Raw genomic sequence first — 25,160 nt, forward strand, 5'->3', positions numbered from 1 at the left:
TATATTTTGGCTATAATGAAAAAGAGGGAATGTCATATTTGACAGCATAAAACTAGGAGGAATAAAAATGACAATTGGGGAGTTGCTAAAAGATTATCGGATAAGTCAAAAAAAGACGCAGAAACAATGGGCAAAAGATGTGATAAGCCCTTCATTTTATGCGAAAGTAGAGAAAAATTTAAGTCGGATATCAGCAGAAGATTTAATTGAATTGCTACATTCTAATCAAATTCCAGTGATTGATTTTTTCAGTAAATTAAATCAAAAAGATAAGTCGATTAATCAACAAGAATTAGAAATAAATCGACTTATTAATGAAGCATATTACCAAAATTCAAAAAAAGAGTTGCAACAAATACGAGATGTAGTTGCTGAAGGTGAATTGCCTAATAAAAATGATGAATTACTTCTTATTGATGCCTATATTGCGGTAATTAGTAAAGACCTTACAATGCTAGATAAAGAAGTTATAGACAGAATGAAAGAAAAAGTTTTTAATATTTCTAATTTTGATGAAGATGGATTAATTATGTACTGTAATTTCATGAGCTTTTATGATTTGAATAGCAACTTATTGCTATCTAAAAGGATAATAAAACAGCTTGTTGGATCAAGCAGTGTCAGAATACAAGAAAAAATTTTGGCTATCATTATCAATATGCTGATTTTTTGCATTAGAAATAAACGATTTGAAGAAACTGAGGAATTTGTTAATTATGCGGATCAAATAAAAACAAAACCGGAGGTTTTCTTTTATAAGCTGCTGATACCGGCATTTTATAATATAGTTAAATATCAAGATAATCATGAACAAAAATATCTGGATGAAACAGAAATAATAATTAAAAGTATCAAATTAGCGGGAATGCCAGATTATGGTAAGGAGTTAGAAGAGCTTTTAGTTGCAAATAAATAAACTTAAAAATGTCATATTTTATTTTGAAGTAACCCTCAAATTTAGGACAAATTTGGGGGTATTTTTATGTCTAAATTATCTAAACAAGATAAAATTGAGATCTGTCATCTTTGGCACAGCTAATTAATTTGCTTTTGCTGATTTTTTGGCATTTCTGAAGAATATTATCCACTCATAAATACATGCAATAACCGTTATTAGATAATCATACCAATGAAAAGCTTTTGAAAAGCCTACTAGAGAGAACAAACACGGCAATCAACGCTAAACTAAAAAATATAGGTTTAGCAATCGCCATATTATACTTAATAAGCCAAGTATCAATTGGCAGAAGCTCTAAAGCTAAAATAATTATTATTACTAAAGTAGTATTCATGTTATAGTCACACCTTTTAAATTATTTTAAAGATAAATATGATTGTTCGTGCAGTCCAGTAAGCGACTGTCTTGTCAAAGTGTAGATATACAAAAAGGCAATCCACTGGATTGCCTAGACGTCTAGTACGCCTCTTTTGCATGCAAAGATCGCACTTTATTTCTTCTACTGAAATTATAGCATAAGAACACATGATAGAATAGTGAAGTACGCCTTTCGATCCTCCCCGAAAAAAGGTGATAGCATGGGAAGGGTTGTACTTTTATTTCTTCTGAAGTGTTTACTACTAACCAGTCTAACGCCTGCATTGCGCAAGCTAGGACAAGATTTTGATAAATTAGCCAATTTAATCGAAAAGATGCTTCGGTTATTTAAGTAGTAATCAGAAAGAAATGGACTTTTGTCCTACCTCTTTTTGATTACTGCTTTATTTTTTATGTACCTTTTAAAGTTGCTAGCTACTTGGATTTAGCTCTACTTCAATTAATATACTATGTTAATCTACTTTGGTATAGGTGAAAGTCGATAGGAAATAAATTCTGTTAGCTTTTGGATTTGTCATATCCACCTTATTTGCGTCAAATATGACAGTTTTATTAATAAAAATAAAAAGGCAATTATATTATTTATATAAATAACGAAGGTTTTTTGAAAGGAAAAGAAAATCATGGTTTATAAATATTATTCGCATTTTAAGTTTTTTTGTTTAAATATTTTTGGATTAATTTCCAGTATGCAGAATATTGTTACAGCATACATTGTTGGTTCGTTAATTAATTTGGCAACAGCTAAAAATTTTGCAGCTATTCCAGTCTTTTTTGGTAAAAATATTTTGTTATTGATCTTAATTTTAGTCGCCACTTTAATTTTTGATTATCTTAAAGCAGACGCTGCTAAGCAGGTCAATACTAAGTTAAGGCTTAAAGTGATGAGGGGTATGCTCTCGGATGAGCAAGAAGATGCTTCTAATTTAGGTTTTTTAACTAATGATTTTAAACTTTTGGAAACAAATCGCTATGATGCTGAAATAGGAATTCTGATTTATTCATACACCGTCGTATTTGCTATGGTATTCGCTTTGTATCTAAATTGGCAGCTTACAATAATATTTTTTATTGGTTCGGTTATACCAACAATTGTTTCCACCTTTTTCCAAAAGCCTATTCAAAATGCTGCAGAAGCTTGGACAAATGCTAATGATAAATATGTTAATCAAACTAAAAATTTGTTATCTGGTACTGCTACCTTTAATTTATATGATAAGCAGGATAATGCAGTTAAACAAAACCAGTATAAAGTTAACCAATTAGAAGAAAAATTAGCCAAGATGAATGTGCTTAATACTAATACCAGTGCTTTTCTTAATGCAATTGCAATTATGGGTACTTATTTACTGCCATTTGCAATTGGTATTGCATTAGTAATTAAAGGCCAAACTACTTTAGGTGCTCTTTTTGCAATAACGCAATTATCGAATTCATTTGTAAATCCAATTTTACAAATTCTGCAAGAACGAAATAATTTGTCTACTACAAAGCCAATTGTTCGAAAGATAAAGCAATATATACAAAAAGCAGATAATGTGGAGCGTGAACAAACCAATGATCCTACATTTAATGAACTACAAGTGCAAGACCTAGATTTAATGCGTCAGGATAAGGTATTAGCACAACATATTAATCTTGATATTAAGTCTGGCCAAAAAGTTGCGGTCATCGGACCCTCAGGATCAGGGAAATCTACGATGTTACAGTTTCTAATGTATGGTAAGTATGGTAAATCTAAAAAAATTATACTTGATCATAACGAAGTAGCGTCAGGATCATTTACTAAGTTGTTTGCCTATTCCAGCCAGAGTGCAGTTATTTTTTCTGATACGCTTTGGTTTAATCTAACTCTAGGAGCCAATATATCTAAAGAAAAAGTTCTTGAGGTATGTCAAGGACTACAGTTAGGACAATTAATTAAAGAAAAGGGATTTGATTATCAATTAGGTGACAATGCAGATCAACTATCTGGTGGCCAATTGTCCAGAATTGAGGTGGCACGGGCTATTTTAGCCAATCGACCAATTTTATTACTGGATGAAATTAATGCTTCACTTGATAAAACTTCATCAAAGGCAATTCACCAATATATTTTTGATTCAAACTTTACTTTTGTTGAAGTTATTCATCATTACGATCCAGAAGAACTGCAAAAGTATGATGTAGTTGTTGATTTTAATCAATACCAATTTAACGATAAGAGCCTGTCGTAGTCAGATAGATAATAACCCAATTTACCTCAGCATTATATAATTTTTATTTTTAATTTTATGATACTTTTATATTTTTTGATTATAATAAAATTAAAAAGTTTAATATTTGATAGTTAATCAAATAGTTGAGGAAATTAAAATGACAATTGGTGAATTACTAAAAGACTATCGCATTCAGCAAAAGAAAACACAAAGGCAATGGGTTAATGATGTGGTAAGCCCGTCATTTTATGCAAAAGTTGAAAAAAATTTAAGCAGCATTTCAGCAGATAATTTAATTGAGCTATTAAACGTTAACAAAATTTCATTAACTGATTTTTTTGGTAAGTTAAACCACCAGGCGAAGACCGTACATGACGAGAACCTAGAGATTGATAGAATGGTTAATGAAGCGTATTATCAAAATTCTGTGCATGATCTGCAACAAATACGAAATTTTGTTGCGGAAAGTGATTTTCCAAATAAAGAAGATAAATTAGATATAATTGATATCTTTATTGCAATAATTAACAAAAATCTTTCCAGTATTGATAGTGGCGTTATAGATAGATTGAAAGAAAGAACGTTTGATGTTTCTCATTTTAATTCTGATAGTTTAAGACTGTACTGCAACCTTATGAGTTTTTATGATTTAGATAGTAATTTATTGATTTCAAAAAGAGTAATACGTCAGTTTATTGGCTCGAGTAGCATTGATATTCAAAAGTTAGTTTTGTCTATAATTATTAATATGATGATTTTGTGTATTCGTAACAAAAGATTTGAAGAAACAGAATTTTATATTAGTAGTGAAAAACAAATCAAAACAAAACCAGATATATTTTTTTATAAGACTATTGCTCCAGCTTATGAGAATATAATCAAATATCATTATGACCAAGATCCCAAGTGTCTTGATAAAGTACAAACAATAACTGCAAGTGTAAAAATTGCTGGTATGCCCAGTTATGGTAAAGAACTTGAAGAACTAATGATTGCTAATAAATAAAATTTTTAAATGTCATATTAAACCATTAAGAGTTAAATATGACATTTTTTATATGCTTATATAAAATTGTAATAAACTAGAAGTAAATAGAAAGGAGTAAGAAAATTGAAAATTTATTACATAAATTAATTCTTATTGGGCTCAATTTAGATTAATTAGAAACATGGGAAAAATGTTTTGTAAGTTAAGCGAAGATTTAAAAATTATGTCTAAAGTAGATGATCATATTTATGAAGCATTTGTAGATGGATTATTTATAAAGTTTAGACCGGAAAAAAATTATAAAGATAAGTAAATTTTCTATAAAGAAATATGATAGGAAAAATGTTTTAAAAATGGCGATCAAGCTGGAGGAAATTGATACTAACAAAAAGCAATATTTAAAAAAGAATAATGGTTTAAAAAGCAAATATTAAAATATGTTCAAGAAACTGTTCAGGTCATTTAAAAAATGACAGCGCTAACTATAATTAAGTCAAAAGGTGGTCTGCTTGAAGGAGCTGAACAGAAAGTTTGGTGATCTTGATGCAAAAATTAAAAAATATGCGCGTTGGACTGATAGAACTTTGTGCGACACTCATTATTGGCGGTTTGATGATAATCGCTGGCATTATTTTAGGGTTGGATTTAGCTTCCTTAATTATTAAGTTATTTAGCGGTTTAATAAAACCAAATGTGCCGAATTTTAACGTCATTAACAGTTTCCTGCGGATAAATTCAGGCATGCAAGTGGCTATGTTACTGGCGGTTCTAATAATTGTTGGTGGTATAATAGTAACTTATAGGCTAACCAGAACTATTTTAAACAGTTTAGAAAAAGAAGATATTCCTGCTTTTCATAAACAGAAGTGGCTAGAAATAATTGCACTGGTAGCTGGACTAGCTCTAATAGGTGGCGGCTATTTCATATTGAATTTGCCCGTCCAAAATCTGTTTAATCCTTTATTACCGGCATTTGTCACAATTGTGTCAGGTACTTATTTACTTTGCCACTCGTTATTAAGCTTGGTACCTGCAACTTGGTTTAGCAAAATTAAGTTGGCTAAAGGAAAAACGGAGCTGGGACTCCATCATTATGCTAGTGTTTTTACTATCATTTCCATACTCTTTGCCTTGACTATGGGCTCTCTTGCTTTAAGTCATGACTTTAATGCTTTTCCCCAAGATATTAAAAGGGGAACTTATTATGATGGCGTAATTGCCAGCAACACCGCCAATATTAAAAACGATGTGGCACAACTAAAAATTAAAAAGCAGCAAACTTACCATTATAAAGAAACAAAAGGGCACTTTTATTTTGTTCGTGATGAGCTGGCAGATAATCCAATTAAGTACGTCAGAAATACCGGCAGACGCAATTTTCAAGTCAAATCAATCAAGTTAGACCAATTGAATAAAAATTCTCTAGCGGGTACCAGTTTTCGCGAACTCGTTCCCAACGGTTTTAAAAATAAAACAATTGCACTTTGTTCAACTGCAGAATTAAATAAGGTTAAAGGCAATACTAAATATCTGACTTTGGCACAGCTAAACAGTTTTGATAGAGACTGGCCATTTTTACTAAAAATTGAACATAAACAGGCTCAAAGTAGTCTTACCTATAGTCGACTCTACAGCAATTCCAAGGCAGCTCTTTATCAGCTGGCACTGGGGATGACCAGAGAAATGAAGATTTTGGGCTTCTCACTGGCATTGGTGTTTGGTGCAAGCCTGATTGCGATCTTGATAATAGTAGTCAAAGCTGCTAAACGAGATCAGAAATTTGCGAATGAGAGGCTGGCTCAAAGAACATGGCAGAGCAAAACCGGACTTTTATTCTTTATTCCCGCAATATTTGGGGTCTTTGATGTTTTGTTTGGCTTGAGATTTTTTAATCAGCTTCTGCCAACTGCATATTATGAAATATGGTTACCAATAATGCTCATGATTGTAAGTTATTTTGTTTTATACATCATGGTTGCATTTTGGCGGAAAAAAGCAGTATTTTAAAAAAGTCTGATAAGTAAAACGCACGCTTTAACAGCGTGCGTTCGTTTTTCCTGTGAAAACAATAGAATTAATAAAAAATACTTAGAACTTTGATAAAAATAATTACAAAAATTTCTTGACATGCTAATGTTATTTTTTTATAATTCTAAGTATTAAATTAAATTTTGGGAGGCGATTTTAATGAAAGCTAAATATTTAAATAAACGAACCAACATTAAAAATATTATCGCCCAGAGTTTAATTGCCTTGTTGTTGTCGTCTAGGACTTAGCATGATTGAATTACTTTTAGTGATTTTACATGAAAAGCCCTTGTTTGCGTCTTAATGAATGGGGCTTATCTAATAACTGATCTAAGCCTCATTCATTAAATGAATGAGGTTTTTAGTTACCAGACTATTTGAAAAGGAGAAAATGATGGGTAAATTTTCAAAAAGATTGTTGCGTGTTTTGACGGTGGGAATGGCCGGCTTGGCACTAGCCGGTTGTTCAGTTGCAAAAAGTGGGGGGAGCAAGGGTACACACCAAGATAAAGATACAGTCAAAGTCGGGATTAATATAGAGTTGTCTGGTACTGCTGCTGGATATGGCAGTGCTGAAAAGCAAGGTATAGTATTAGCAGCTTCTGAAATTAATAAAGCCGGTGGAATTAACGTCAACGGGCATAAAAAGAAGCTTAAATTGCTTATCCGTGATAATAAATCCGCAATTGCTACTTCGGCTTCGGTTGCTGCACAACTGGCAACTAAGGATAAAGTGGCAGCAGTTATAGGGCCAGCTACTACTAATTGTGGTACTGCTGAAATTCCTAATATTACCAAGGCTTCTGTTCCAGGCATTAGTCCATCTGCAACAGATCCAAACTATACCAGACAGAAAAATGGCAAGGTGCAGCCTTACGTCTTTAGAGCTTGCTTCCAGGATACTTTCCAAGGAAAGAGCGCTGCTAAATTTGTCACCGACAAATTGAAAGCCAAACGAGTAGCAGTTTATGCTGATAACTCCAGTGACTATGGTACTGGTTTAGCAAAAGCCTTCAAAGATACTTATAAAGGCAAGATAGTTGATAGTCAAACTTATTCTGCAGGTGATAAAGATTTCAATGCTGTTTTAACTTCATTTAAATCTAAGAAAATCGATGCTATTTATGTACCGGGTTACTACACAGAGTTGGGTTTGATCATCAAACAAGCACGGCAAATGGGTATTAAAGCTCCAATCGTTGGCGGTGACGGTATGTGTGATCCTAAACTTGTTCAAATATCAGGTGCTAAAAACGCTACTGATATTTACTACACTACACCGTTTTCAACTAATGTAGCTGCCAAGAACCCAAATTCAAAAGCTGCTAAGTTTATCAAGGCATATAAAGCTCGTTACCATGCAGATGCACCGACATTTTCAGCACTAGCATATGATGCGGTTTACTTAGTAAAAGCTGCTATTGAAGAACAAAAATCAGATGATTCGGTTAAAATTACTGAAGGTCTAGCTAAGATTAAAGACTTTGACGGTGTTACTGGCAGAATTACCATGGACAAATTCCACAATCCAGAAATGCCAATTGCTATTGAAAAATTGACTAACGGTAAAGTAAGCGACTCATTCCGTGTTGAGTAAGTAAGAAAATGAAAGGAGTGCTTAAATTTGCAAACAGTTTTACAGCAAATCATTAACGCCTTGTCACTGGGTTCGATTTATGCCTTGTTGGCTTTAGGCTACAGCATGGTTTATGGCATTATTAATTTAATTAACTTTGCTCACGGCGATATTTATATGCTAGGTGCATTCTTTGCCTACTATGTGATTAATGCTTGGCATTTTAACTTTATTACAGCACTGCTTTCTGCAATGATTATTGGTGCAGTTTCAGGCGTAGTGATTGAGTATTTTGCTTACCGGCCACTACGTAAGTCGCCTCGTATAGCTGTACTGATTACGGCTATCGGCGTATCGTTTTTACTGGAAAATGGCATGTCATACTTTGTAGGATCAAATGCTCGCAGCTTCCCCCAAGTAATTGAACAGGTTAATTACAATATCGGTGGAGTGCAAATTTCAAATGTTCAGATTTTGATTTTGGCCACTGCTTTAATCTTGATGGTTTCATTGCAGGTCATTATTCAAAAGACCAAAATGGGTCGGGCAATGCGTGCAGTATCCGTAGATCCTGCTGCCGCTGAATTAGTTGGTGTTAATGTTAATCATACGATTTCATTTACCTTTGCTTTAGGTTCGGCTTTAGCCGGTGCCGCAGGTATATTAATTGGAATGTATTATAACCAAATTGATCCTTTAATGGGGATGACACCAGGAATTAAAGCCTTTGTTGCTGCTGTGCTTGGTGGAATCGGCTCAGTGCCAGGAGCTTCTATTGGTGGCTTCTTAATCGGTATCTTGGAAACATTTTTCCAGTCTATCGGTTTGTCGGCATATAAAGACTCAGTTGTTTATCTAGTATTAATAGTCATTTTGCTTTTCTTACCTGCTGGTATTTTTGGCAAAAATGCTAAAGAGAAGGTGTAGGTGGCAAAATGAAATCTAATTGGAAATACATTTTGTCGTGGCTGTTATTAATGGTAGGCGGCTTTTACTTAATCAATGCGTTGATTATGGTTGGCGTGATAGATGATTTTATTGAAAACATGCTGGTTACGATTGGAATAAATATTATCTTAGCTACCGGTTTAAACCTGATTATCGGTTTTAGTGGTCAATTTTCTCTGGGTCATGCCGGTTTCATGGCAATTGGAGCATACGCTACCGCGATTATTACTCAACGCATGAGTAGCGAAGCTGGCTTTTTAATCTCAATGCTCGTAGGTGTGCTGATAGCCATTGTAATTGCTGCAGTTATTGGTACGGCAACTTTCATTCGCTTAAAGGGTGACTATTTAGCAATCGCAACTCTAGGAGCAGCTGAAATTATCCGCAATGTCATTAATAATTTGAAAATTACTGGTGGAGCGGCAGGGTTATACAATATTCCTCAGTTATGCTCATGGCCAACTGTTTATATCTTGGTTTGTGTGACCACAATCATTTTGACTAACTTCATTCGTTCAAAAAATGGTCGGGCAATTAAAGCCGTTCGTGAAGACGAAATTGCTGCTGAAGCAATGGGAATTAATACTACTAAATGGAAGCTGGCAGCTTTCGTTCTAGGTGGCGCAACTGCTGCAATAGCTGGCAGTCTTCATGCCTCATTCTTGCAGACAATATCACCTTCAAACTTTGGTATCATGGAATCTATCTCTATCTTAGTTATTGTTGTTTTGGGTGGTGTTGGCAGTATGACTGGCACGTTTGTTGCGGCGATTGTTTTAGGCGTTTTAGATACCGTTTTACAAAGTTTCGGTGCGTTAAGAATGGTGATCTATGCTATAGTCCTGATACTAATCATGATTTTCAAGCCATCAGGACTTTTAGGTAACTGGGAATTCTCACTTAAAAATTTGACGCGCCATTTCGGCAAAAAGGAAAGGAGCTAGTATATGCCACACTTATTAGATGTTGACCACGTAGTGCGCAAGTTTGGTGGGTTAACTGCAGTTAATGATGTTTCACTTCACCTGGATAAGCATGAACTAGTTGCCTTGATTGGTCCTAATGGTGCAGGTAAAACCACTTTGTTCAACTTGTTAACTGGAATGGTGCAAGTTACTAGTGGAAAGATTAATTTGCAAGTTGATGATAAAAATTATGATTTAACGCATAAAAGTGCTGTGCAAATTGCAGACTTAGGTTTATCCCGTACATTTCAAAATATTCGCTTATTTAAAGACTTAACTGTTATGGATAATGTCCTAACTGCAATGACAAATGAATATAAAGAAAACTTTTTAACAACAGTTTTTCGTTTACCCAGTTTTTATAAAACGGAAAAGGAAATGAAGGAAGCTGCGCAAAAGCTATTAGCAATCTTTGATTTAACGGATAATGAACAAACTTTGGCTAAGAATTTGCCTTATGGAACGCAAAGACGCTTGGAAATAGTACGAGCTTTAGCTACTCACCCGCAGATTCTTTTCCTGGATGAACCTGCTGCTGGTATGAACCCAGAAGAAACAGCGGATTTGACTAATCTTATTAAGTATATTCAGAAGGAATTTCAGATCACAGTTTTGTTAATTGAGCATGACATGTCTTTAGTTATGAACCTGGCTGAAAGAATTTATGTACTTGATCAAGGCGAGATATTGGCTACCGGGTCTCCTGAAGAAATTAAGGCAAATCCTAAAGTTGTTGAAGCATATCTAGGAGAGGGTGATGACTAGATGGCAATGTTAGAAGTTCGTGACCTGTCTGTAAATTATGGTGTTATTCAAGCTGTTAAGAATGTCAGTTTTGAAATTAACCAAGGTGAAATCGTAACCCTAATCGGAGCTAATGGAGCTGGTAAGTCAACTATTGTTAAGACAATTTCTGGCTTGTTGAAACCCAAAAGTGGTCAAATTTTCTACCTTGGTGAAGAAATAGATCACAAAAGTGCTCCGCAAATTGTCAGCGCGGGTATCTCCCAAGTAGCAGAAGGTCGGCATATTTTTGCCGGAATGACCGTAATGGAGAATCTGCAGATGGGTGCGTTTTTGCAAAAGAATCATGATGAAGTTTCAAAAACCTACAAAGATATTTTTGAACGCTTTCCAATTTTGAAAAAAAGACGTAATCAGGATGCAGCTACCTTGTCAGGTGGTGAGCAGCAAATGTTGGCCATGGGTCGTGCCTTAATGGCAAAGCCAAAATTGTTGCTGCTTGATGAACCATCAATGGGTTTGTCACCCCTGTATATTCAAGAAATATTTAAAATTATTAAAGAACTAAACGAAAAAGGTACAACTATTTTGTTGATAGAACAAAATGCTAAACAAGCTCTATCTATTGCCGATCGTGGTTATGTATTGGCGACAGGAGTAGTGCAATTAAGTGGTACTGGTCAAGAATTGTTGGCTAACCCAGAAGTACAGAAAGTATATTTTGGTGGTTAGTGGTAATCAAGTTGTTGTAATGGCAATGATGTTAATTCATTGTTGAGTCACATAGTGAAAACTGTAGGGTTTACATAAAATTCTGAGGAGGTAATTACGATGGAAACGAAATATGTTAATCAAAAAAATAATATGAATATTTTTCAAACTCAGGATTTAGTTGCCTTGTTGTTGGAACGCAGGACTTAACATACATGAATTACGTGATGTAATTTAAAGTAGTTAAGCCCTAGTTTGCGTGCCAATGATTGGGGTTTAACTAATTGGTAATTTAAGCCTCATTCATTGATTTGAATGAGGCTTTTTTGTGGGCAATTTTAGTTAAAGAATAGAAAGAATAGTTAGAAGGAACAAGATGATGGATAATATTAGCGGTATTAAAAAGGTAATGAATGTTGTAATCACTGGCATGGCAGCTTTTATGCTGGCAGGCTGTACTGTTGCTAAAAGCAGTAGTGGGGATGGAACTAAGCAAGATAAAGATTCAGTCAAAATTGGCGTCAACATGGAGTTGTCTGGAGCTGCAGCTGGTTATGGCAACGCTCAAAAGCAAGGTATTCAATTAGCAGTTAGTGAAATTAATAAAAAAGGCGGCATTGATGTTAATGGTCGTAAGAAAAAAATCAAACTGATCATGCGTGATAATAAAACTGCTATTTCTACTTCTGCTTCAGTTGCCGCCCAATTAGCTACAAAAGAAAAGGTAGCAGCAATTGTAGGACCGGCAACTACTAATGCCGGTACAGCCGAAATTCCTAATATTACTAAAGCTAAGGTACCAAGTGTCAGTCCTTCAGCGACAGATCCAAATTATACTTTACAAAAGAATGGCAAAGTACAGCCATTTGTTTTTAGGGCATGTTACCAAAATAATTTTCAAGGTGGTAGTGCAGCTAAATTCGTAATGAATAATATTAAGGCCAAAAGAGTGGCTGTCTATACTGATAATTCAAGTGACTATGGTAACGGTCTTGCTAAAGCATTTAAGAAAACATATAAAGGCAAGATAGTTGATAGTCAGACATTTTCAGAGGGTGACAAAGATTTTAACGCTGTATTAACTTCGTTTAAAGCTAAGAAAGTTGATGCTATTTATGTTCCTGGCTACTACACTGAAGTTGGTTTAATAATTAAACAAGCACGTCAAATTGGTATTAAAGCACCAATTGTTGGTAGTGATGGCATGGCTGATCCGAAGCTGATACAGATTGCTGGTGCTAAAAATGCAAGTAAAATCTACTATACTACGCCATTTTCAACACAGGTAGCTGCCAAGGATCCAACTGCTTCTAAATTTATGCGTGATTTCAAGAACCGCTACCATGAAGAAGCACCAACTTTTTCTGCTTTAGCATATGATGCGGTATATATGATTAAAGAAGCAATCGAAAATGAAAAATCTGATGATTCTGCAAAAATCACGAAGGGTCTGGAACAAATTAAAGATTTTACTGGCGTAACTGGGAAAATCACTGTAGATAAAGATCACAATCCTGAAAAACCAATTGCTGTAGAAGAATTAATTAATGGTAAAGTGGGTAAAACTTTTAAAATTGAATAGGACTTATTTTTAGGGAATAAAAAGGTTAGCTTTGCTAGCAAAGCTAACCTTTTTGATTGTATTAATACTGATTTTACAATTTTTGTGCAACTACTGAAAAAGTCAATGGAATCTGTGGTGAATCAGCTGGAAGTACCCAACCTTCTTGGCTTTTATCATAGATTAGTGATGGCAAGGACTTCCAATCACTAATTTTATGCTCTCCTACGTTTTTAATGGTTAAACCAGCAGCAATTAATGAATTAATAATTTCTGCAAAATCATGAGCCCAATTATGGTTTGTCTGATGCTTTATTTTGCCATTAGAATTTGGTGTATATGAAGCATCTGATTCATAAGTAATCTCAGTGCCGCTAAAGTAACCCAGCTTAATTTCTAACCCGGCATTATCAAGTGCAAACAACAAAGGGTGATTGTCACGAATCATAAAAATTCCGCCAGGAGCCAGGAGTTGAGCAATAGATTCTGCCCATGATTTTAATTCTGGCAGCCAAGTAATTGTACCTGCACTAGTCACAATTATGTCGAATTGTCCTAATTTTTCCGGGATAGCTTCTGCGGCATAGCGAGCATCACCTTCAACGTAAGTAATTGATGTGTTAGCCTCTTGAGCCAACTTGCGTGCATACTTTAGGGCAGCAGGTGAAAAGTCCAGACCGTAAACGTCTTTAGCTCCTAAGCGCGCCCAACTGAGCGTATCATCTCCAATATGACACTGCAAATGCAGTAGCCGCTTATTTTCAACTGAATTATGAGTCAAAAATGGTTTGAGTACGTCCAAATCACGTTTAACAGTTGTAGTGATAGCATTTTGGTTTTTAGCAAACTGAGTAAGATCGCCATAGCCACCATTTGCATGTACAACAGCGCGATCATTCCAGTTTTTTAAGTTGTCAGCAACATCAGACATATCATTTTTTGATTTCATAAAATGTTCTCCTGTTAATTGAGTCATCAGAGCTTTAATTTGTCATATGAAACAACTTTTTTCTCTTGCTCTGTCATATTCATCACTGTAATTGAAGCATTACGAGGTCGCTCTTTAATATCAAAATCGCTGTAACGATCGGCAATACTATGGATGGTAAAACCATGAGTTACGAGCAAAATATTTTCAGCCCCATCTAATTGACCGATTAATTTAAATCCCTTATTTATTCTGTGCCAATACTCTTTTGCATTTTCTGCGTCATGAAAAGGATCAGCTTCTTTAATCCAGTCTTTCACTGTGTCTAATGATTCATTTTTGAGCATTTCAGCATGGCTTTTATAACCGTGAGGACCACTGATCATTTGCCAAGCAGCATCTGAATCCATACCTTCAAAATAGCCGTAAAAATGTTCACGGAAAAAGGGAGTTGCGATATGTTGAATTTCATCACGGTTAACATTGTGTTTAATAATGATATCACAAGTGTCACTGGCTCTTTTCATATCACTTGATAATGCAATATCAAAAGGCACATTTTTTAAAGCTTCACCAACTTGGTCAGCACCTGCTATTCCTTTTTCTGTTAGTGGCGTATCACACCAGCCTTGCATCTTGTTATAGCGGTTAATAAAGGTTTCACCGTGACGCACTATATATATTCTTTTCATTTTACTCCTCACAAATCTAATATTTTATTCTTTGTATAATTTTTGAACATTTTCAACGTCGACAGGCTCAATTGGATACAAAGAACCGGTAGGATACATTACAGACACTCCATTGTTATGTTTTAGTCCGATTGCATGTCCCAATTCATGTTCGACAGTATTTAAAATACGTTGGTAAGTATAACTATATGGTGAAAAATTCTGTAAATAATAAATATTTAACCTGGTAACTGCGGAATACATGATTCCGGTTTTCACGTAATAATGAAAAGTAGTATAACCCGCATAATTGGTATTGGGGCTGTAAACCTGTTCAATCACGATATTAGCTTTTTTCTTGTTTTTGGTTTCAGTAAAAGTAAAGGCTTTGGTATCATTCCATGCATCAATTGCATCTTTAGTAGCTGAAATTAATTCTTCATTATCATTAAGATCAATGTAAACAGTGGCTTTAGGCTTTTTCCAGTGCCAAGAAGAAGCTATAGCAGCTGTATTCTTTTTCTTGGTCTTTTTAGTTTTCTTTGTTTTCTTTTTAGCTTTTTTTGCCTTTTTAGCAGTTTTCTTGGCATAAACAGTCTGAGAAGGCCAACTGAATACTGAATCATCAGTAATCGGAGCAACTGTACTTTCAATTGTAAAAGTTACAACCAGCGCACATGCTAATTTTGATAAAAAATGACAAAATCTTTTCATACCTTAATCAACTCCATTACCTTACATTATATAGGAAAAGTAGAAAAAGTTTCATAATTTACTGACTTTAACACATAAAATTATAATCGTTATCTGGAAATTTTTACATATTTCACTGTTTAGCAAAAAACGAATCCAAGGTTTTAATATAAACCGATTTCATGGTAAAATAGAATGCAAGTTTTGGAAAATTAGGTGAGTTTATGACAAAAGCGATGGATGATAGAGAATTTGAGCAAAAGCATCTTGATAAGATTTTAAAAATGATACGGGCTAAAAAAGCCGAGTTGTCCTCGTCAATTAAGTCCGCTGAAGGAGAGGCCCAAGATCTTAATTCACACTTTTTTGATGATGTAAAATTAGATTATGACGGCTATTCAACATCTATGGAAACTGCTTTGTCTATTCACCAGCAACAGCAGTTACTTGATGAACGTCAAAATGCTTGGCAGCATGCCGCAAAGCAACTAAGCACTGTCCAAAAATTAGAGCAAAAACCATATTTTGCCAGAGTTGATTTCAAAGAAACTAATGAAAAACCAGAAACTATTTATATTGGTCTGGGTTCTTTTGCGGACAAAAATAATCATTTCTTGATTTATGATTGGCGTGCACCAATTTCATCAATTTATTATGATGGCAAGATTGGTAAGGTTTCTTATATGTCGCCTGAAGGTGAAATTACCGTTGATATGACCAAAAAGCGGCAGTTCATGATTGAAAACGGCAAGATTATTAACATGTTTGACACTAATGAGTCTATTGGTGATCAGATGCTGCTGGAAGTTTTAGGTGAAAAATCCGGCACGCAAATGAAATCAATTGTGACAACGATTCAGCGTGAGCAGAATAAAATCATTAGGAACACCAGTGCAGACTTATTGTTTGTTCAAGGAGCGGCAGGCTCTGGTAAAACTTCTGCAATATTACAGAGGATTGCCTATCTGCTGTATCGCTATCGTGGCAACCTTACCAGTAGTGACGTTATCATGTTTAGTCCTAATCAATTGTTTAATGATTATATAAAAAATGTTTTGCCCGAGATGGGTGAACAAAATATGGTACAAATGACATACTGGCAATTTGTAGCAAGACGATTGCCTGGAATGACTGTTGAAAATTTATTTGATCAATTTGAAGACAGCAAAGCTGATTCTGCAATTAGTCAATTTAAGGATTCAACAAATTTCTTTAATTTGCTGCACCATTATGCTAAACACCTCAATAATCGAGGCGTAATTTTTAAAAATATTTACTTCCGCAATAAAAAGAAACCATTTTTTACAAAAGAAAAAATCAGTGAACTCTATTATTCATTTAATTCCAATTATAATTTGAGCAATAGAATTGATGCTACGCGAGAAGGATTAATAAAATCACTCAATCGCAAGATTAACAGCGAAACTAAAAAGGCCTGGGTGTCTGATGCCATCCAAAATCTTAGTCAAGAGCAGCTGAATGCTTTATATGATCGTCCAGACCAGGAGTTTGAATCAGAGGAAAAAGAAGAAAAATTCCTAAGTCGTAAAATTGTCGTGAAGGCACTTGATAAAGTTTTCCAGCAAATTAGACGGAATAATTTTATTAATATGCGTGCACAATATTTGAACTTTTTACGTGCTGTTCCTAAAATGACTGATCTAAGTAAATGGCAAATTGAAGAAGCAGATTGGCAAAAACACATCGAAGAAGTTAAGCAAAGTTTTATGAAGCATTATATTCATATGAATGATGTTTCGGCCTACTTATACCTTTATGATCTGATCACAGGTCGTCATGTAGATTTTGAAATGCGTTACGCTTTTATTGACGAGATTCAAGATTATACGCCGTTTCAGCTGTGCTATCTGAAATATAATTTTCCTCGGGCTAAATTCACGATGTTGGGTGATTTAAACCAGGCTATTTTTACCAAAGATGAAAGTAGAAGTCTGCTTAAGCAGATCAGTGGTTTATTTGATCCTGAAAAAACTGATGTTGTACAGTTAACTAAATCTTATCGTTCAACTAAACAGTTGACTGAATTTACCAAGCAAATTTTGCGACAGGGTGAAAAAATTGAGTCGTTTGACCGTCAGGGTCCTAAACCAGCTCTTTGGGAACGTTCTGATGATGCTGCTGCAATCAATGTACTGGAACAAATACTAGATGAAAATAATCAGGCTAACATGACAACCGCAATTATTACCAAGGACTTGGCTAGTGCCAAAATTGTGGCAGAAAAGCTCAAAGAAGACAAAGTGAAAGCAACATTGATTGCCACTGCCAATCAGCGACTAGTTGATGGCACGTTGGTCATTCCATCTTATTTAGCTAAGGGCTTGGAGTTTGATGCCGTCATTATGTGGGCTGCTTCAAAAGAAAACTATCATCGTATTGATGAAACGCAACTTGTTTACACAATAACTTCACGGGCGATGTACAAGCTTGATATTATTTATACTAACGAAAAGAGTCCACTTCTGGAAGTAGACCCGAAAACTTATATAGAAAAGTAGGAATTTTTGATGACTGACAGTGAAAAATTTACCTTCAAACGGGTTGCGCAAATGACAGGACGCGAAATGTTTTGTGTAGCTCGTTTACGAATAGATACGTTTGTAACTGAACAGGAAATAACAGCACCAGAGCTTGACGATCAAGATTTAGACTCAATTCAGGTTTATTTGCTCAACGCTGAGAAAACAAATGCATTGGCCGTTTGTCGTATTTTTCAAGAAAATGGTAAGTGGATGCTAGGCAGAGTAGCAGTAGCTGTAGCAGCCCGTGGGCAAAAATTAGGAACCAAAATGATGAAACAGGTTCATGAATACCTGCATAATCAGGGTGCTGACCGACTTTATTGTCATGCACAATGGCAGGCAAAACCGTTTTATGATTTTTTAGGCTATCACACTGAAGGCGAGCCATTTGTAGAGGCTGGCATTAAGCATGTTATGATGTATAAAGATTTATAAAAATGATAACTTGCACTATATTTGTGCAAGTTTTTCTTTAATTGCCGTCACTACCAAATTTATTAAAATTTGATTTCCGTCACTAGTGAGATGTTGTCCGTCTTCTTGATAATACGAAGATAAATTTTCCAACGGACAAAAGTTGGCGATTAAGTTAATAAAGGGGATATTATACTTGCGAGCACAATCTGCAGCAATTTGATTATATACTTTCATATCTTCAAGATTATAGTATTGCATAATGTCCTTGTTATTAGGATCTTCATAAGATGGACCTGCAATAATCATTTTAGCGCTACCGATATTTTCAACCATGTAATCCAGGTTTTTAGCATAATCAGTGCTGCTAATGCCCCAATCACTTGACATGTCGTTTGTACCGTATTCGAGCACTACTATGTCGGCATCTTGCGGAATTAAATTTAGACGTTTCTTGCCTTCGGCAGTGGTGGCACCGCTTAAAGATAAGTTTATAATTTGCACATTTGCACCTAATTCTTTTTGCACGCCTGCAGTTATGACATTGGTGTCATGACCAGCATGGTAGCCATTAAATATAGAATCGCCAAATAGAATTATCTTTTTCATAGTTTTGCCTTTCTTTTTGATTAGAAGAATTAATTAGGAGACTTTATACTTTTATTTTACTATATTAAAGAACATAGAAATTTAAGGATATTAGAATGAAAAATTATTTACAATTTAACAGGGAAAAATGGCAGTCTTTTTCTGCCACTGAATCAGTTAAGATTACTAAAGAAGAACTGGCAAAGATAAAATCTTTAGGAGATATTATTAATTTAACTGATGTTCAAGAAGTTTACAGCAGTTTAATTAAGTATCTTTATTTAGTTTATCAAGGTAAACGGTCTCTGCAGCAAAAGCAAAGCGAGTTTTTGCAGCAGAAAGTTGCCAGCGCGCCTTTTATTATTGGTATTTCCGGTTCAGTAGCAGTGGGTAAATCTACCACAGCCAGACTTTTACAATTATTGCTTAGCCGGACATATCCTGATTTGAAAGTACACTTAATGACCACAGACGGTTTTATTTATTCTAATCAGGAATTGGAAAGACGCAATCTGACTGACCGTAAGGGTTTTCCTGAAAGCTATAATATGAAATTGCTTACCGACTTTCTGCAAGATGTATTGAGTGGCAAAAAAGATATTGTTTACCCACTTTATTCTCAAGAATTGAGTGATATTGTGCCTGGTGAATATGGTCATGTGTGTGAACCCGATATTTTAATTATTGAGGGCATTAATACGCTGCAGCTGCCCACCAATGGCCAAATTGTGACAAGTGACTTTTTTGATTTTTCAATTTATATTGATGCTCCTGAGGATCTGATTGAAAAGTGGTTTATGCAGCGTTTCGTCAGGGTAATGGAACTGAATAAAAATAATCCGCATAATTTTTATTATGAGATGGCTAATGGTCCCAGGGATGAAGCCTTAAAGTTTGCAGAGGAAACTTGGCAAATGGTGAACTTGGTCAATTTACGTGAGTATATTGCTCCAACAAAGCAACGCGCCAATTTAATTTTGCATAAAACTGCAGGTCATGTTATCGATCAGATTTATCTTAAACAAATCTAATGTGTACCTTTACAAAGAGTAACTTATAATGGGCTTTAAAAGTATGAACTTAAGAGTAAATACAGGAGGAACTAATGTTACTGTTAAACAGAAGTGATATTGAAAAATGTTATTCCTTAAAAGACTGCATTGATGCAGTGGCCGATGCTTTTAAATATTTTTCTGCCGGTAAAGTAGACGTGCCGTTAAGAACGCAGATTCTTAAGCAAAATGGTAAAGATACCTTTTTGTGTATGCCGGCTTTTTGTGAAGAGTATGATGCGGCATGTGTGAAAGTGTTGAACATGTTTCCTGAAAATATTAATCAAGGCTTGCCTTCAATTAATGCTCAGGTGTTAAATATTGATACCAAAACTGGAGTAGTTAATGCTATTTTGGATGGTAATTATGTTACCCAATTGCGCACAGGTTCTGCTTCTGGCGTGGCGCTGAAATATTTGGCAAAAAAGAATTGCAGAAAGGGTGCATTGATTGGCACGGGAGGGCAAGCTGCTACACAACTTGAAGCGATGCTGATCGTACGTAATCTAGATGAAGTGGCTGTCAGCGATCTTGATTTTGAACGTGCCCAAAAGTTTGCTGCCAAAATGCAAGAACAACTAGCGCAATACCATACAAAAATTACTGCTGTTAAGACAGGCAATGAAGCCGTGAAGGATGCAGATGTGATTATTACAGTTACGCCGTCGGCTAAACCAGTTTATGATGCTCAGTTTATTAAAAAAGGCGCAACTATTTGTGGCGTAGGTGCTTACCAACCACAAATGGAAGAGACCCCGGCCGAGCTAGTCGCTAAAGCAAATAAAATTTACTTTGATTCTAAAGATGCTGTTTTAGCAGAATCTGGTGACATAATTATTCCTTTAAATAAGGGCATGGTTGCAAATACTAGTTTTACTGGCGAAATCGGTCAAGTAGTCAGTGGCGACTTAATTGGGCGTGAAAACGATGACGAAATAATTTTCTTTGAAACTGTTGGTATTGCAGCTCAAGACCTAATGGCAACGAAGTCTATTTATGATAAAGCCGCAAGGCAAAAAGTAGGTACACAAGTTAATATGTAATTTCACTACAAGTAAATATTTGGTTTATATTAAAATCATAAATCACTGATTTAGTGGTGTTGATAAAGTCCAAATTTTGTTATACTAATCATTATGAATGAGATTTATTTACTATTAATTAAAAAATTTGCTTTACCTCCAGCGTGGTTTTCTTAAAATCAGTAATCAATTCAGAAATAGATTTAAAGGAGTAAAAAATGGTACAAGCAATTAACTTAAAAAAGGGTATGGTCTTTAGTCAAGATGGCAAACTAATTCGTGTTTTAAAGGCTAATCACCATAAACCGGGAAAAGGCAATACAGTTATGCAAATGGATTTGCGTAATGTTGAAAGTGGTGCTGTGGTTCATAAAACTATGCGTCCAACGGAAAAAGTAGATTTAGTCGAAATCACCAAAAAAAATGCGCAGTATCTTTATAATGAAGGTGATATTTATACTTTTATGGATACTGAAACTTATGAACAATATGAGGTTTCAGCAGAACAATTAGGTGATGATAAACTTTACCTGATGCCTAATATTGAGGTTCAGTTGGAATTTGCTAATGACAGCAAGCTGCTTGGTGTGGAATTACCATCAACTGTCACAATGAAAGTAGCTCATACTGAACCGGGCATTAAAGGCGCTACTGTTACCGGTTCCGGCAAACCAGCTACTATGGAAACAGGTTTGGTAGTCCAAGTTCCCGACTTCATTAAGGAAGGTGAAGAACTGGTTATCAATACTGCAGAGGGTGCCTACAAGTCAAGAGCCGAAGGTGGCAAGTAACTTTATTTATTATTAAATGAGTAATTAATTGGCGTAACCGTATAAGTTACGCCTTTTTTGATATAAAATTTAGCCTATGGCATTTCTTATTGTGAACGTAAAGCAACATGGAAAATTAACTTAAAGCTACAATTAACTAGTTTAGTTTTTAGACATAATTCAATAGATTTAAAATGTGATTTTGGTATCAAGGTTAAGAAAGTTCGTCATTTTACTTTGACTTAAATTTTTGCACTTTAGGTATGAGTATATAATAAAATTAACGAAACCGTTCATACTTGGAAACTGAATAAAGGGTATAGCTAAAAATGAAACAAAAAGTTAAGGCTAATGAAACAAAAATAAGAATAGCCAGCATGTTAAATGAATTGCTAAAAGAAAAAGACATTGAAAGAGTTTCGGTAGTTGAACTTTGTCAAAAAAGTAATGTCTCTCGTACTACTTTTTATAAATATTTTCAGGATATATACGACATTCACCAATGGTTATGGAAATATTATTTGGCGGACTGCATGAATAATATTTATGTTCAATATGGATGGTATGATGGCCTGTTAAAATTCTTTTCTGTGATGTTAAAGCACAAGGAATTATTTCAAAACAGTGAGAAGGGGATCACACCATTTCCAGAACAAGGTTATGAAAATGTATTAAAAATTATTAAACGGAAATTTTATCAAAAAGGCATTTATTTAACGGCAAAAGAAAAAGTAATTCTAAAGTACTGCATTTATATGCAAGCCTCAGCTACTTCTAAATGGATAAGGGATAAAATGCAAGATGATCCTAGAGAAGTAACTAAAGCTTTAATTTATGCCCTGCCTGATTTTATTCCTCGAAATTAACGCTTATGTTAACAAAATCACGAATCTGTAAATTGATAGATTGGCTAAATAATCTAATCTAGTATGTGAAGACAGTAACATGCTAGATTGGAGGAATTAAAATGGCAAGTTATAAAGATGGCAATTATCATGCAGAAAATCAAGGAATGCATGATTTGGTAAAAGTAGATGCAAAAATCAAAAATAATAAAATCGTTGAATTACAGATTGACGCTAGTAAAGAGACTAAAAATATTGGACAGTTAGCAGCACCCAAAATGCAGGCTAAAATTTTAGCGGCACAAAGTGCAGATGTTGATGTAATTAGTGGTGCGAGTGTCACTTCAAATGCAATTAAGAAAGATATACAGGAAATCATAAATGAAGCCAGTGGAAAGCCAGCTCAAAGTAAAAGCATAAGGAAGGCTCCTGACTGGCTCGGAAATGAGCCTGAAATTGATTCTGAAGAAATAAAGAAGGTTATTCATGCTGATATTGTAATAGTTGGTGGTGGCAATGCTGGAACAATGTGCGCCTTTGCTGCCAGTGAAAAGCACAAAAAAGTTGCTGTAATTGAAGCCCAAGCGGAAGATAATGTCTATTATTATGGTATGCATGATATAGCAGCTGTTAATTCTGATTTTCAACTAGAAAATGGTGCGCCTAAGATAAAAAAGAGCGAATTTATTGCTGAGTATCAACGAAGAACTCATAACCGAACCGATCCTATGCTAGTCAAGCAGTTTGTAGATAATAGTGGTGCTATGATAGATTGGCTAATGGATCATACTGCTCCTGAAGTTGTTAACAAAGCTTGTTTGTTAAACGTTACTTCTAAACATGATTATTTACCTCAAGGCAGGGAAATAAATAAGTTTACCAGTTGGACAGGTGCTGTGCAAATTAACTATAATGCTGCTGCCCCCAAATTAATAGCTGATGCTGAAAAGCAAGGAGCAAAATGGTATTGGGAAACTAAGGGGGTTAAACTAATTCATGAATCATATTCAGTTGAAGAACAAGATGAAAAAACTTCTGAAAATGGTGAAGTAAGTTTCTTTAGTAAAAAAGTGCCTCATCAAAAAGTTACGGGAGTTATTGCAAAAGATAAAAATGGTCAATTTATAGAGTTTTTGGCTAATGATGCGGTTGTTCTAACTGGTGGGGATTATGGTGGTAATCCTCAAATGTATGAAGCTTTACAAGACGAGAAAAGAAATGTATATGAAGCTCATGGCTTGGACACAGAAGAATTACACTGTCCAAGTTTTGGTAGAGACGGCAGTGGCATAAAAATGGCTTTATGGGCTGGAGCTACAATGGATCCGGGTCCGCGTTGTGCGGTTGATCCTCAGGTTATTTTAAATTCTGATAAATATGCAACCAATGTTTTACGCTGGGGCTCAAGCTTTTCAGGACAGCCTGCACCTGAAATAGGCGCATCACGGTTTAATCCTTGGGGGTCACCATTTATTTACTTTGATAGCAATGGTAAGAGATTTACTGATGAAACTGTTCTCGGTGTATTTGGAATGAGAGAGCGTGTTGAAAGGTCGAAACCGGGAAGATATTTTGCAATTTGGGATAGTCAGTGGCCAGAATTAATGCGCAGATCAATTCCAGAGCACTTTTCTGTACCAACAGGCGGTGATGAAGAAGTTGATTTGTATCAAGAATTCCAATCATGGCTTGATCGGGGCGCTAAAGGTGCAAAGACCAATCCTGGCGAAACAGTTTCATGCTGGGGTGCTCAAGATTTGGACACTTTGCTTACATATATGCATTTGAATGAAGAACAAAAAGAAAATATTAAAGCAGAAATTGCTAAATATAATCATTTCTGTGAACAAGGTGAGGATACAGACTTCGGTAGGGATCCGAAACTCCTATTGCCGGTTAATAAAGGTCTATTCTTTGGCATGTACTTTGTTGAAGATAAGCCAATGACTGGAATAGTTACCTTAAACGGAGTTAACACAGATTCTGAGCAACGAGTAGTTGACTCTAACTGGAATCCAATCGACAATTTATACGCTTGTGGTAACAATGCCGGTGAAAGATTCGCAATCGAATATTCTACTCCAATGCAAGGGTTGACCCTTGGCATGGCCATGACCTTAGGTTGGGTACTCGGTTATCAATTAGCGCAGAAGTAAGATTATAGATCCTTTTAGTAGAGACAGTTCCGGCAGCTTTAAAGCGGTCAGTGGAATTAGCCAATATTGCGAATGTGGGTCCGGCCCGTAAACCAGTGAGAGAAACCACGACTCAAGTTGACCTGGAAATTATTAAGATGCTCAAGTATTATGGATCTGAATTCATAGTTAAAGCTAACTGATTAACTTTGATACCATTATTTCATGATTATTCGCTGCGTTAGAAGAGACAGCATCTCCTGATGAAAAGCAATGATGAACAAGATGCAATAGTGGATTTAGAAACTTTAATATTAAAAAAAGACTGACAAATTTCGTTTGTGAAACGCTGATTTATCAGTCTTTTTGTTTATAACAATCTTAGCTAATGCGTAATAAGTATTTTCCTAGTCTTTTTTATTCACTTCAGAGAAACTGTTGTTA

The 25,160-nt window shown here is 35.1% G+C and carries 21 protein-coding genes; 17 read left to right on the top strand and 4 right to left on the bottom strand.

Annotated elements, in window-relative coordinates; genetic code table 11:
- The first annotated feature begins 67 nt into the window (after positions 1-67).
- The 10 genes from JF76_RS01080 (at position 68) to JF76_RS01125 (ending at position 13,076) form a co-directional block, all read left to right on the top strand.
- Positions 68-916, top strand: coding sequence for a helix-turn-helix domain-containing protein (locus JF76_RS01080; RefSeq protein WP_045927442.1), 849 nt, complete (start codon positions 68-70; stop codon positions 914-916).
- A gap of 1,043 nt (positions 917-1,959) precedes the next feature.
- A complete protein-coding gene (locus JF76_RS01085; protein ID WP_045927443.1) occupies positions 1,960-3,552 on the top strand; it encodes an ATP-binding cassette domain-containing protein in 1,593 nt (530 codons plus the stop codon).
- A gap of 139 nt (positions 3,553-3,691) precedes the next feature.
- A complete protein-coding gene (locus tag JF76_RS01090; RefSeq protein ID WP_052060280.1) occupies positions 3,692-4,540 on the top strand; it encodes a helix-turn-helix domain-containing protein in 849 nt (282 codons plus the stop codon).
- A 525-nt stretch (positions 4,541-5,065) separates the two neighbouring features.
- Positions 5,066-6,529, top strand: coding sequence for a hypothetical protein (locus JF76_RS01095; protein ID WP_045927444.1), 1,464 nt, complete (start codon positions 5,066-5,068; stop codon positions 6,527-6,529).
- Positions 6,530-6,944: 415 nt separating this feature from the next.
- Complete coding sequence (locus JF76_RS01100; protein WP_156962735.1) at positions 6,945-8,147, top strand: ABC transporter substrate-binding protein; 1,203 nt, start codon at positions 6,945-6,947, stop codon at positions 8,145-8,147.
- 27 nt (positions 8,148-8,174) lie between these two features.
- Positions 8,175-9,053: a branched-chain amino acid ABC transporter permease gene (locus JF76_RS01105; protein ID WP_034979008.1), complete on the top strand. Its 879-nt coding sequence runs from the start codon at positions 8,175-8,177 to the stop codon at positions 9,051-9,053.
- A gap of 8 nt (positions 9,054-9,061) precedes the next feature.
- Complete coding sequence (locus JF76_RS01110; protein WP_045927446.1) at positions 9,062-10,018, top strand: branched-chain amino acid ABC transporter permease; 957 nt, start codon at positions 9,062-9,064, stop codon at positions 10,016-10,018.
- A 3-nt stretch (positions 10,019-10,021) separates the two neighbouring features.
- On the top strand, positions 10,022-10,804 hold the full coding sequence (locus tag JF76_RS01115) for an ABC transporter ATP-binding protein (RefSeq protein WP_045927447.1): 783 nt from the start codon (positions 10,022-10,024) through the stop codon (positions 10,802-10,804).
- A 6-nt stretch (positions 10,805-10,810) separates the two neighbouring features.
- A complete protein-coding gene (locus tag JF76_RS01120; protein ID WP_141639338.1) occupies positions 10,811-11,515 on the top strand; it encodes an ABC transporter ATP-binding protein in 705 nt (234 codons plus the stop codon).
- A gap of 358 nt (positions 11,516-11,873) precedes the next feature.
- Positions 11,874-13,076, top strand: coding sequence for an ABC transporter substrate-binding protein (locus tag JF76_RS01125; RefSeq protein ID WP_167594945.1), 1,203 nt, complete (start codon positions 11,874-11,876; stop codon positions 13,074-13,076).
- Positions 13,077-13,149: 73 nt separating this feature from the next.
- Here JF76_RS01125 and JF76_RS01130 read toward each other — a convergent pair whose 3' ends face one another.
- The 3 genes from JF76_RS01130 to JF76_RS01140 are packed head-to-tail and all read right to left on the bottom strand — an operon-like array spanning position 13,150 to position 15,368.
- A complete protein-coding gene (locus tag JF76_RS01130) occupies positions 13,150-14,004 on the bottom strand; it encodes a class I SAM-dependent methyltransferase (protein ID WP_045927450.1) in 855 nt (284 codons plus the stop codon).
- Positions 14,005-14,030: 26 nt separating this feature from the next.
- Complete coding sequence (locus tag JF76_RS01135) at positions 14,031-14,675, bottom strand: histidine phosphatase family protein (protein ID WP_045927451.1); 645 nt, start codon at positions 14,673-14,675, stop codon at positions 14,031-14,033.
- A gap of 24 nt (positions 14,676-14,699) precedes the next feature.
- Entirely contained in the window at positions 14,700-15,368 is a 669-nt protein-coding gene (locus JF76_RS01140; RefSeq protein WP_045927452.1) for a M57 family metalloprotease, read from the bottom strand.
- Between the two features lie 203 nt (positions 15,369-15,571).
- Between JF76_RS01140 and helD the strand changes: the two genes are divergently transcribed.
- Together helD and JF76_RS01150 are read left to right on the top strand one after the other, a co-directional pair.
- Complete coding sequence (gene helD, locus JF76_RS01145; RefSeq protein ID WP_045927453.1) at positions 15,572-17,866, top strand: RNA polymerase recycling motor HelD; 2,295 nt, start codon at positions 15,572-15,574, stop codon at positions 17,864-17,866.
- Between the two features lie 9 nt (positions 17,867-17,875).
- Positions 17,876-18,325 (top strand): GNAT family N-acetyltransferase, encoded by a 450-nt coding sequence (locus tag JF76_RS01150; RefSeq protein WP_045927454.1) that lies wholly within the window; start codon positions 17,876-17,878, stop codon positions 18,323-18,325.
- A 15-nt stretch (positions 18,326-18,340) separates the two neighbouring features.
- On the opposite strand, the gene JF76_RS01155 is transcribed toward JF76_RS01150, so the two are convergent.
- Positions 18,341-18,913 (bottom strand): SGNH/GDSL hydrolase family protein, encoded by a 573-nt coding sequence (locus JF76_RS01155; protein ID WP_045927455.1) that lies wholly within the window; start codon positions 18,911-18,913, stop codon positions 18,341-18,343.
- A gap of 95 nt (positions 18,914-19,008) precedes the next feature.
- On the opposite strand from JF76_RS01155, the gene coaA reads away from it, so the two are divergent.
- From coaA to JF76_RS01180, 5 genes are all read left to right on the top strand, one after another.
- A complete protein-coding gene (gene coaA, locus JF76_RS01160; protein WP_045927456.1) occupies positions 19,009-19,923 on the top strand; it encodes a type I pantothenate kinase in 915 nt (304 codons plus the stop codon).
- Between the two features lie 74 nt (positions 19,924-19,997).
- Positions 19,998-20,987 carry an ornithine cyclodeaminase gene (locus JF76_RS01165; protein WP_045927457.1) on the top strand — a complete coding sequence of 330 codons (990 nt, stop codon included), beginning with the start codon at positions 19,998-20,000 and terminating at the stop codon, positions 20,985-20,987.
- A 197-nt stretch (positions 20,988-21,184) separates the two neighbouring features.
- A complete protein-coding gene (gene efp / locus JF76_RS01170; protein ID WP_034978986.1) occupies positions 21,185-21,757 on the top strand; it encodes an elongation factor P in 573 nt (190 codons plus the stop codon).
- A gap of 308 nt (positions 21,758-22,065) precedes the next feature.
- Positions 22,066-22,602, top strand: a complete 537-nt coding sequence (locus tag JF76_RS01175) for a TetR/AcrR family transcriptional regulator (RefSeq protein ID WP_045927458.1) — start codon at positions 22,066-22,068, stop codon at positions 22,600-22,602.
- Positions 22,603-22,703: 101 nt separating this feature from the next.
- Positions 22,704-24,737 carry an FAD-binding protein gene (locus JF76_RS01180; protein WP_045927459.1) on the top strand — a complete coding sequence of 678 codons (2,034 nt, stop codon included), beginning with the start codon at positions 22,704-22,706 and terminating at the stop codon, positions 24,735-24,737.
- Positions 24,738-25,160 lie beyond the last annotated feature (423 nt).

The sequence above is a fragment of the Lactobacillus kullabergensis genome (genome assembly GCF_000967195.1).
GTDB classification, from domain to species: domain Bacteria; phylum Bacillota; class Bacilli; order Lactobacillales; family Lactobacillaceae; genus Lactobacillus; species Lactobacillus kullabergensis.

What these genes read in the sequence shown, in the direction of transcription:
- JF76_RS01080 (WP_045927442.1), top strand. Translation starts at nt 68, where the DNA reads ATGACAATTGGGGAGTTGCTAAAAGATTATCGGATAAGTCAAAAAAAG.
- JF76_RS01085 (WP_045927443.1), top strand. Translation starts at nt 1,960, where the DNA reads ATGGTTTATAAATATTATTCGCATTTTAAGTTTTTTTGTTTAAATATT.
- JF76_RS01090 (WP_052060280.1), top strand. Translation starts at nt 3,692, where the DNA reads ATGACAATTGGTGAATTACTAAAAGACTATCGCATTCAGCAAAAGAAA.
- JF76_RS01095 (WP_045927444.1), top strand. Translation starts at nt 5,066, where the DNA reads ATGCAAAAATTAAAAAATATGCGCGTTGGACTGATAGAACTTTGTGCG.
- JF76_RS01100 (WP_156962735.1), top strand. Translation starts at nt 6,945, where the DNA reads ATGGGTAAATTTTCAAAAAGATTGTTGCGTGTTTTGACGGTGGGAATG.
- JF76_RS01110 (WP_045927446.1), top strand. Translation starts at nt 9,062, where the DNA reads ATGAAATCTAATTGGAAATACATTTTGTCGTGGCTGTTATTAATGGTA.
- JF76_RS01115 (WP_045927447.1), top strand. Translation starts at nt 10,022, where the DNA reads ATGCCACACTTATTAGATGTTGACCACGTAGTGCGCAAGTTTGGTGGG.
- JF76_RS01120 (WP_141639338.1), top strand. Translation starts at nt 10,811, where the DNA reads ATGTTAGAAGTTCGTGACCTGTCTGTAAATTATGGTGTTATTCAAGCT.
- JF76_RS01125 (WP_167594945.1), top strand. Translation starts at nt 11,874, where the DNA reads ATGGATAATATTAGCGGTATTAAAAAGGTAATGAATGTTGTAATCACT.
- JF76_RS01130 (WP_045927450.1), bottom strand. Translation starts at nt 14,004, where the DNA reads ATGAAATCAAAAAATGATATGTCTGATGTTGCTGACAACTTAAAAAAC.
- JF76_RS01135 (WP_045927451.1), bottom strand. Translation starts at nt 14,675, where the DNA reads ATGAAAAGAATATATATAGTGCGTCACGGTGAAACCTTTATTAACCGC.
- JF76_RS01140 (WP_045927452.1), bottom strand. Translation starts at nt 15,368, where the DNA reads ATGAAAAGATTTTGTCATTTTTTATCAAAATTAGCATGTGCGCTGGTT.
- helD (WP_045927453.1), top strand. Translation starts at nt 15,572, where the DNA reads ATGACAAAAGCGATGGATGATAGAGAATTTGAGCAAAAGCATCTTGAT.
- JF76_RS01150 (WP_045927454.1), top strand. Translation starts at nt 17,876, where the DNA reads ATGACTGACAGTGAAAAATTTACCTTCAAACGGGTTGCGCAAATGACA.
- JF76_RS01155 (WP_045927455.1), bottom strand. Translation starts at nt 18,913, where the DNA reads ATGAAAAAGATAATTCTATTTGGCGATTCTATATTTAATGGCTACCAT.
- coaA (WP_045927456.1), top strand. Translation starts at nt 19,009, where the DNA reads ATGAAAAATTATTTACAATTTAACAGGGAAAAATGGCAGTCTTTTTCT.
- JF76_RS01165 (WP_045927457.1), top strand. Translation starts at nt 19,998, where the DNA reads ATGTTACTGTTAAACAGAAGTGATATTGAAAAATGTTATTCCTTAAAA.
- efp (WP_034978986.1), top strand. Translation starts at nt 21,185, where the DNA reads ATGGTACAAGCAATTAACTTAAAAAAGGGTATGGTCTTTAGTCAAGAT.
- JF76_RS01175 (WP_045927458.1), top strand. Translation starts at nt 22,066, where the DNA reads ATGAAACAAAAAGTTAAGGCTAATGAAACAAAAATAAGAATAGCCAGC.
- JF76_RS01180 (WP_045927459.1), top strand. Translation starts at nt 22,704, where the DNA reads ATGGCAAGTTATAAAGATGGCAATTATCATGCAGAAAATCAAGGAATG.